Here is a 6,939-nt window from a genome sequence, read left to right on the forward strand (position 1 = left end):
CCCACGTTGCCATCCCAGCAGGAGGTGGATTTGAAGTGTCCTGCCCCCTTGGCCATGGCAGGCCGGGCGGGAGATTTCGCCCCCTGGGCCCGGTAGGTCCCGGCGTCCATGGTCCGGAAAAAGTCCCCCCGGGGATGGACGGTGCGCTCCGGCGCGGGGGCGGGGGTTCCAATCGCTCCGCCCTTTGCCGCAAGGCAGTCCAGGACGGTGTGGTATACCGCGTCGAAGACCTCCTTCTCCCGGGCGAATTTCACCTGGGTCTTGGCCGGGTGGACGTTGACGTCCACCGCCGTCACCGGCAGCGTCACCGCCAGCACGCAGCCGGGGAAGCGCCCCTTCATCATCTGGTTCCGATAGCCCTCTTCCAGGGCCGCCGTCAGCAGCTGGGACTTGATGAACCGGCCATTGACGAAAAAGACCTGCATGGACCGGGACCCCCGGCTCTGGAGGGGCTCCGTCACGAAGCCGGAGACCTGTATCTCCCCGCCCCGGCCCTCCACGGGCAGGAGGCTCCGGGCAAAGTCCCGGCCCAGGGCGGCGTATATGGCGGAGTCCAGCCGTCCGTCGCCGGGGGTGTGGAGGGCGTCGGCTCCGTCCTTGGAAAAGCGGAAGGAGACGCCGGGGTGGGACAGGGCCAGGTGCTGCATGAGGCCGTTTACCGCCGCCGTTTCGGCGCTGTCCTTCTTCATGAATTTCAGCCGGGCGGGGGTGTTGTAAAAGAGGTCCCGGACCAGAATGGAGGTGCCCTCCGGCGCGCCGGCGGACTCCACCGCGCCGGGGACGCCCCCCTCCAGGGACAGGGAGGCCCCCACGGCGTCCTCCCGCCGCCGGGTGAGGATTTCCACCCGGCTGACGGCGGAAATGGCCGCCAGGGCCTCGCCCCGGAAGCCCAGGGTGCCAATTTTTCCCAGGTCCTCCGGGGAACGGAGCTTGCTGGTGGCGTGGCGGAGAAAGGCGGTGGGCAGCTCGGCGGGGGCGATGCCGCAGCCGTTGTCGCTGACCCGGATCAGGCCCATGCCGCCCCGGCGGATTTCCACCGCCACGGCGGAGCTTCCGGCGTCAATGGCGTTCTCCACCAGCTCCTTGACCACGCTGGCCGGGCGCTCCACCACCTCGCCGGCGGCAATCAGGTCCGCCACATGGGTCTCCAGCTGCTGAATACGGGGCATGGGCCCGCCTCCTTTCGTCAATGAGGAATTAGGAATTGGGAGTTAGGAATGATTGAAATGATGGAACAATTCCTCATTTCTCATTCCTAATTCCTAATTATAGCAGAAGTGCCGCCACCAGGGGAATGGTCACGATGGAGGCCAGTGTGGTGAGGAAGGTGGACTGGGCCATACACTCCGTATCCCCGCCGTGCTCCATGCTCAGAAGAGAGCCGGTCACAGCCGTGGGCATGGCCATCTGCACCACCGTCACCCCCAGGACCAGCGGGTCAAAGTCCAGGGCCCGGAGCAGACAGCACAGCGCCGCCGGCAGCACCAGCAGGCGAATCACCGTGAGCATCCACAGCCGGGGAGAGAGCAGCATCCGCCCCATGGGCAGTCCCGCCAGCAGAGAGCCCACAAACAGCAGAGACAGCGGCACGGTGACGTCTCCCACAAAGGCCAGCATCTCCCCCGCCAGCGCCGGAAGCCGCACCCGGGCCAGGGCCAGCGCCAGGGCAAGCACCGAGGCCAGAACCGTGGGCGAGAGGAGCTGCCGGGGACTGAAGCGCCCGGCCCCGGTGAGCAGCAGGGGCCCCAGGGTGAAGGACAGCAGGTTAAAGGGCAGGCAGAGAATCACCGCGTAAAACAGCGCCTGCTGCCCGTAGAGGGCCAGAACCACCGGATAGCCGATGAAGGCCACGTTGGGAAACGCCAGGGTATAGCGCCAGACCCCCTTCTGCCCGGCCGTCCCGCCCAGCAGATGGGGAACCGTGAGAATAAACAGGAATTCCACCGCGTAAAACCAGAAGCCGGCGCCCAGGGTTCCCAGCACCACGCTGGCCTCCGGCAGCGTGTCCCCGGTGGAGACGGAGGCCAGAATCATGGCGGGCACCGTGACAGTCAGCAGCAGCTTGGAGATTTTCTGGTCGGTGGCTCCCCCCAGAATCCCCATGCGGTTGGCGGCATAGCCGCAGACAATGGCGAAGAGAATCACCATCATCTGGGCCAGGGTATCCAAAAAACTCATGCAGCACTTCCTTACCTTTGTTCGCCTGGAGCTCAGTCCAGCATCGTCAGCACCGAAAGGGCGTTGGCCGCGGCGTGTACGCCGAAGGAGGCCCAAAGCGTCCCCGTGTGCTCATAGGCCCAGGCCAGCACCACCCCCGGCGCCAGATACCGGACCATCACCAGCAGATAGGCGGGATCCCGGCTCTCCACGGCGAACTGCCACACGTGGAGCAGGGCGAAGAGCAGACAGCTGACAGCGTAGGCCGTCAGACGGCTCCGCTCCTTGAGGCTGCCGAAGACCAGTCCCCGAAACAGGGTTTCCTCCACAAAGGGGGCCAGCAGAAGCACCGTCAGAAGGGTCATGTGGGGCGTGCTGGCAATCTGGGCGGAAATGGAGCCGTCATTCAGGTTGACCCGGCCGGAGAACAGGGCCCCCGACAGGCGGGCCAGAATGGCGTTCAGCCCGTAAATGCCCACCAGGCCAATCAGCACGGTTTTCAGGGCTTCGGGCAGATCGTCCAGCAGCCTCCGGGTGGTCCTTGCGAGGAAGCCGTGGAAAATCACCGCCGTGACGGCGAAGAGCCCGTAATAGTAAACGGCCGCCTGGGTGTCGGCGTGGATGCGCCGGCCCAGCAGATGCCCCGCCAGACGGAACAGGGGCCCCATGGCCACCGGGAGAATCAGCGCGTATATGATGAAGAACACGGCTCCGGCAAACTGTTCTCCGGCGCTGAGGTTGGAAGCGGGCTTTTTTCTGGCCATAGACGCCTCTCCTTATTGCAGCTTTTGTTTCCATTCATACAGCAGACCCATGGCCTCAATGGGGGTCAGGGCGTCGGGCTGGCAGCGGCGGAGGGCGTCCAGCACCTCCCCCTCGCCCAGGGAGGCCATGGAGACCTGTTCCGTCTCCCGGCGGGGACGGGGGCGCTGCCCGCCGTTTTCCCCCTCCAGCTCCGTCAGAATCTGCCGGGCCCGGCGGAGCACCTTGTCCGGCAGGCCCGCCAGCCTGGCAACCTCGATGCCATAGCTCCGGTCCGCGCCGCCGGGGATGATCTTCCGCAGGAAAATGATGTCCTCCCCCCGGGTCTTCACGGCAATGCTGCAATTCATGACCCCGGGGAGGGTGCTCTCCAACTCCGTCAGCTCGTGGTAGTGGGTGGCGAAGAGGGTTTTGGCCCCCAGGGTTTTCCGGTTGGCGCAGTGCTCCAGCACCGCCCGGGCAATGGACATGCCATCAAAGGTGGAGGTGCCCCGGCCGATCTCATCCAGAATCAGCAGGGAGTTCCTGGTGGCGCAGCGGAGGATGTCCGCCACCTCCGTCATCTCCACCATGAACGTGGACTGGCCGGCGGCCAGGTCGTCGCTGGCCCCCACCCGGGTAAAAATCCGGTCCACCACGCCGATGCGTGCATAGGCCGCCGGGACGAAGCTGCCCATCTGGGCCATGAGGACAATGAGGGCCACCTGGCGCATGTAGGTGGACTTGCCCGCCATGTTGGGCCCGGTGATGATGGCAACCCGGTTTTCCTCCTCGCCCATGAAGGTGTCGTTGGGCACAAACAGGCTGTCCTTGAGGACCTGTTCCACCACCGGGTGGCGGCCCTCCCGAATTTCGATGACGCCGGACTCGTCCACCTCCGGACGGCAGTAGTGGTTCCGCACGGCCACGGAGGCCAGAGAGGCCAGGGCGTCCGCCTCGGCCACGGCTCCGGCACTCCGCTGGATGCGGGCGGAGGCGGCGGAAATCTCCTCTCGCAGCTTCGTGAACAGCTCGTATTCCAGCGCCACCACCTGGTCTGAGGCAGTGAGGATGGAGTGCTCCAGCTCCTTAAGCTCCTGGGTGATGTAGCGCTCGCAGTTGGCCAGGGTCTGTTTGCGGATGTAGGAGTCGGGGACCTCGCCCTTATAGGCGTTGGAGACCTCAATGTAATATCCGAAGACCTTGTTATAGCCGATTTTCATGTTCCGGATGCCGGTTTTCTCCTTCTCCCGGGCCTCCATCTCGGGAATGACGCCCTTGCCGCCCTTGAGGATGTGCCGCAGGCGGTCCACCTCCCCGTTGAAGCCGTCCCGGATGAATCCGCCCTCCCGGACGGAAAAAGGAGGCTCGTCGCAGATGGCGGCGGCGATGAGGCTCCCCAGGTCCTCCAGGGGGTCCAGGAGCTCCGCCAGTCCGGCAAGCCGCCGGTCCGCCGCCGCGGCAAGCTGCCGCCGCACGGCGGGCAGCTTTTCAATGGCGCTCCGGAGAGATGCCAGGTCCCGTCCTCCGGCGGTGCCGTAGACAATGCGGCCCAGCAGCCGTTCCATGTCCCCCAGCCCCGTCAGGGCGGCGATAAGCTCCTCCCGGCGGATAGTGTCCTCCACCAGGGCGGCCACGGCGGAATTCCGCTGGCTGATGGCCGCCACATTCAAAAGGGGCTGCTCCAGCCAGCTCCGGAGACACCGGCCTCCCATGGGGGTCTGGGTCCGGTCCAGCACCCAGAGAAGCGTTCCCTTTTTCTCCTTGTTCCGCAGGGTGGCCGTCAGCTCCAGGTTCCGCCGGGCAGCCAGGTCCAGCTCCATGAACCGGCCCTGCTCGTAGTAATCCAGGTCGTTGATGTGGGAGAGGTCTGTCTTCTGGGTCTCATAGAGGTAGTCCAGCAGTCCCCCCAGGGCCATGGCCGCCGCCGGGACCCCCGGAGGAAGCCGCCCGAAGGCCTCGTCCCCGAACTGTTTCCGGATGCTGGCCTCCGCCGGCTTCAGGAGGAAACGGCGCTCCCCGGCGTTTTCCACCCGGCAGTGGAATTTCTCCCGGAGGACCTCTACCAGAGCCGCGTCGGAAAAGGCCCCGTCGTTCACCACCGCCTCCGCCGGGGAAAAGCGGCCCAGCTCATTGATAACGTGCTCCATCCGGTCCCTGCCGGTGAAGGAGGTCAGATGGACCTTTCCGGTGGTCACGTCGCAGAAGGCCGCGCCGGCGCCGCGGGAATCGGCATAGATTCCGCAGAGGTAATTCCCGGCTTTGTCGTCCAGACAGGCGGCGTCCAGCACGGTTCCCGGGGTGATGACGCGAATGATGTCCCGCTTCACCAGGCCCTTGGCCTTGGCGGGGTCCTCCATCTGCTCGCAGATGGCCACCTTGTAGCCCTTGGCAATCAGCCGGGCGATATAGGCCTCGCTGGCGTGATAGGGGATGCCGCACATGGGCACCTGCTCCTCGGCGGGCTTTAAGTGCTTGCCCTTGTCCCGGCTGGTGAGGGTCAGGTCCAGCTCCCTGGAGGCCAGCCTGGCGTCGTCCGCGAACATCTCATAGAAGTCCCCCAGGCGGAAAAACAGGATGGAGTCAGGATTGTCCTTTTTAATTTCCAGGTACTGCTTCATCATCGGGGTCAGCTCTGCCATGAAACACCATCCTTACAATCAGGAATTAGGAATGAGGGATTAGGAATTCGGCCCGTAACCAGAAATTGTGCGTTTCCGTTCAATTCCTAATTCCTAACTCCTCATTCCTAATTACGTTTTAACTCTTATAGTTCAACCGCCGTGCCGGTGCGCATGGGCCGGAGGCGGCCCCCCAGGGTCTTCCGGAGCTCCTCATAGGCCCACTCTCCCGTGCAGTGGCCGGTGTAATACACCGTCTGCCCCCGGGACAGGGCCCCGGCGGTCAGGTCCAGCAGGGCCCGGGCGCTCTCCGCCTCCGGGCTCAGCTCGAAGAGGTGGAAGCCGCCGAATACCGCGTCGGGCATTCTTCCGCCCAGAAGCTCCCCGGCCCGCTCCAGGGTGTTGACAATGCCCAGGTGGCCGCAGCCCGCCAGCAGCACCGCCTTTCCCTCCGACTGAATAATCAGGTGCTGCTCATGGGCGAAGACGTCGGGCCGGAACCCGCCGGGGGTCTTCTCCTGGAGCTTGGGGGCCGGGGCCCGCCGGGTCTGGTCGTCTGCCACGCCGGAAAACAGAAGCAGCTCTTCGTCCAGCCGCCGGACGGGCTCCGTAAATACCAGCCGGTCCCGCACCTGCTCCCACAGGGTGTCCAGGCCGATGTAATGGGGGTCCTGGCCGGGGAGGACGGCGTAGTAGGGGCGCAGGGCCTCCTCCCGGAGATAGATGCCGGCGTGCCGGTTGACCCGGCAGAAGGCCTCCAGGCCGCCGCCGTGGTCCGAGTGTCCATGGGACAGCACGGCGGTGTCCACCGCCGCCAAATCCACCCCCAGCCGCTCCGCGTTAGCCAGAAGCTCAGGGCCGGGACCCATGTCGAACAGGATTTTGTGCCCCGCCGTCTCCACATAGATGGAAAGACCCCGGGCGGGCTCCAGGCCGGTCCGGGCGGCGGTGTTTTCTACCAGGGTGACGATTCTCATAGGCGCCTCCATTGGCCTCCCCAGAGGGGGAGGGGGTATCTTCTATATTATAGCATGTCTGTCAATTGCCTGAAAGGCCCCGCGCATGGCGCGCGGGGCCTTCTTTCCGTCTGCAGCAGGAGGGAGGAATGCTTACTGGGCCTTTTTCAGCTGCTTGATTTCTTCGGTATGCTGCTTAACCGCTACCTCCAGAGCGCTGACGCGGATATCCAGGCTTTCCAGCGCTTCGACCTGCGGTATTTTCTCATGGAGCAGCTGAAACTGATCGCCCAGAAGATTGAAACGCGGCTCAAAATATGCTTCCATCAGGGCCATCATCCGGGCCTCGGAGGCGCTGATTTTTTCCGTCATCCGGGCCTCGGAGGCGCTGATTTTTTCCGTCATCCGAGCCTCGGAGGCGCTGATTTTTTCCGTCATCCGAGCCTCGGAGGCGCTGATTTTTT

Annotated in this window: 6 protein-coding genes; all 6 read right to left on the reverse strand. The window is 64.7% G+C overall.

The genetic code is table 11. From position 1 onward, the window contains the following. A partial coding sequence (mutL, locus tag Q0063_RS13980) for a DNA mismatch repair endonuclease MutL (RefSeq protein ID WP_297872575.1) occupies positions 1-1,169 on the reverse strand: 1,169 nt, incomplete at its 3' end. A gap of 97 nt (positions 1,170-1,266) precedes the next feature. Continuing rightward, positions 1,267-2,178: an AEC family transporter gene (locus Q0063_RS13985; protein WP_297872576.1), complete on the reverse strand. Its 912-nt coding sequence runs from the start codon at positions 2,176-2,178 to the stop codon at positions 1,267-1,269. A gap of 32 nt (positions 2,179-2,210) precedes the next feature. After that, positions 2,211-2,921, reverse strand: coding sequence for a CPBP family intramembrane glutamic endopeptidase (locus tag Q0063_RS13990; protein ID WP_297872577.1), 711 nt, complete (start codon positions 2,919-2,921; stop codon positions 2,211-2,213). A 12-nt stretch (positions 2,922-2,933) separates the two neighbouring features. Continuing rightward, positions 2,934-5,540, reverse strand: coding sequence for a DNA mismatch repair protein MutS (gene mutS, locus Q0063_RS13995; protein WP_297872578.1), 2,607 nt, complete (start codon positions 5,538-5,540; stop codon positions 2,934-2,936). A gap of 125 nt (positions 5,541-5,665) precedes the next feature. Continuing rightward, complete coding sequence (locus Q0063_RS14000) at positions 5,666-6,496, reverse strand: MBL fold metallo-hydrolase (protein ID WP_297872579.1); 831 nt, start codon at positions 6,494-6,496, stop codon at positions 5,666-5,668. A 132-nt stretch (positions 6,497-6,628) separates the two neighbouring features. Further along, positions 6,629-6,939 (reverse strand): hypothetical protein (locus Q0063_RS14005; protein WP_297872580.1); only part of this gene is annotated, 311 nt, incomplete at its 5' end.

Source organism: uncultured Oscillibacter sp., from assembly GCF_947654275.1.
GTDB lineage: Bacteria > Bacillota > Clostridia > Oscillospirales > Oscillospiraceae > Oscillibacter.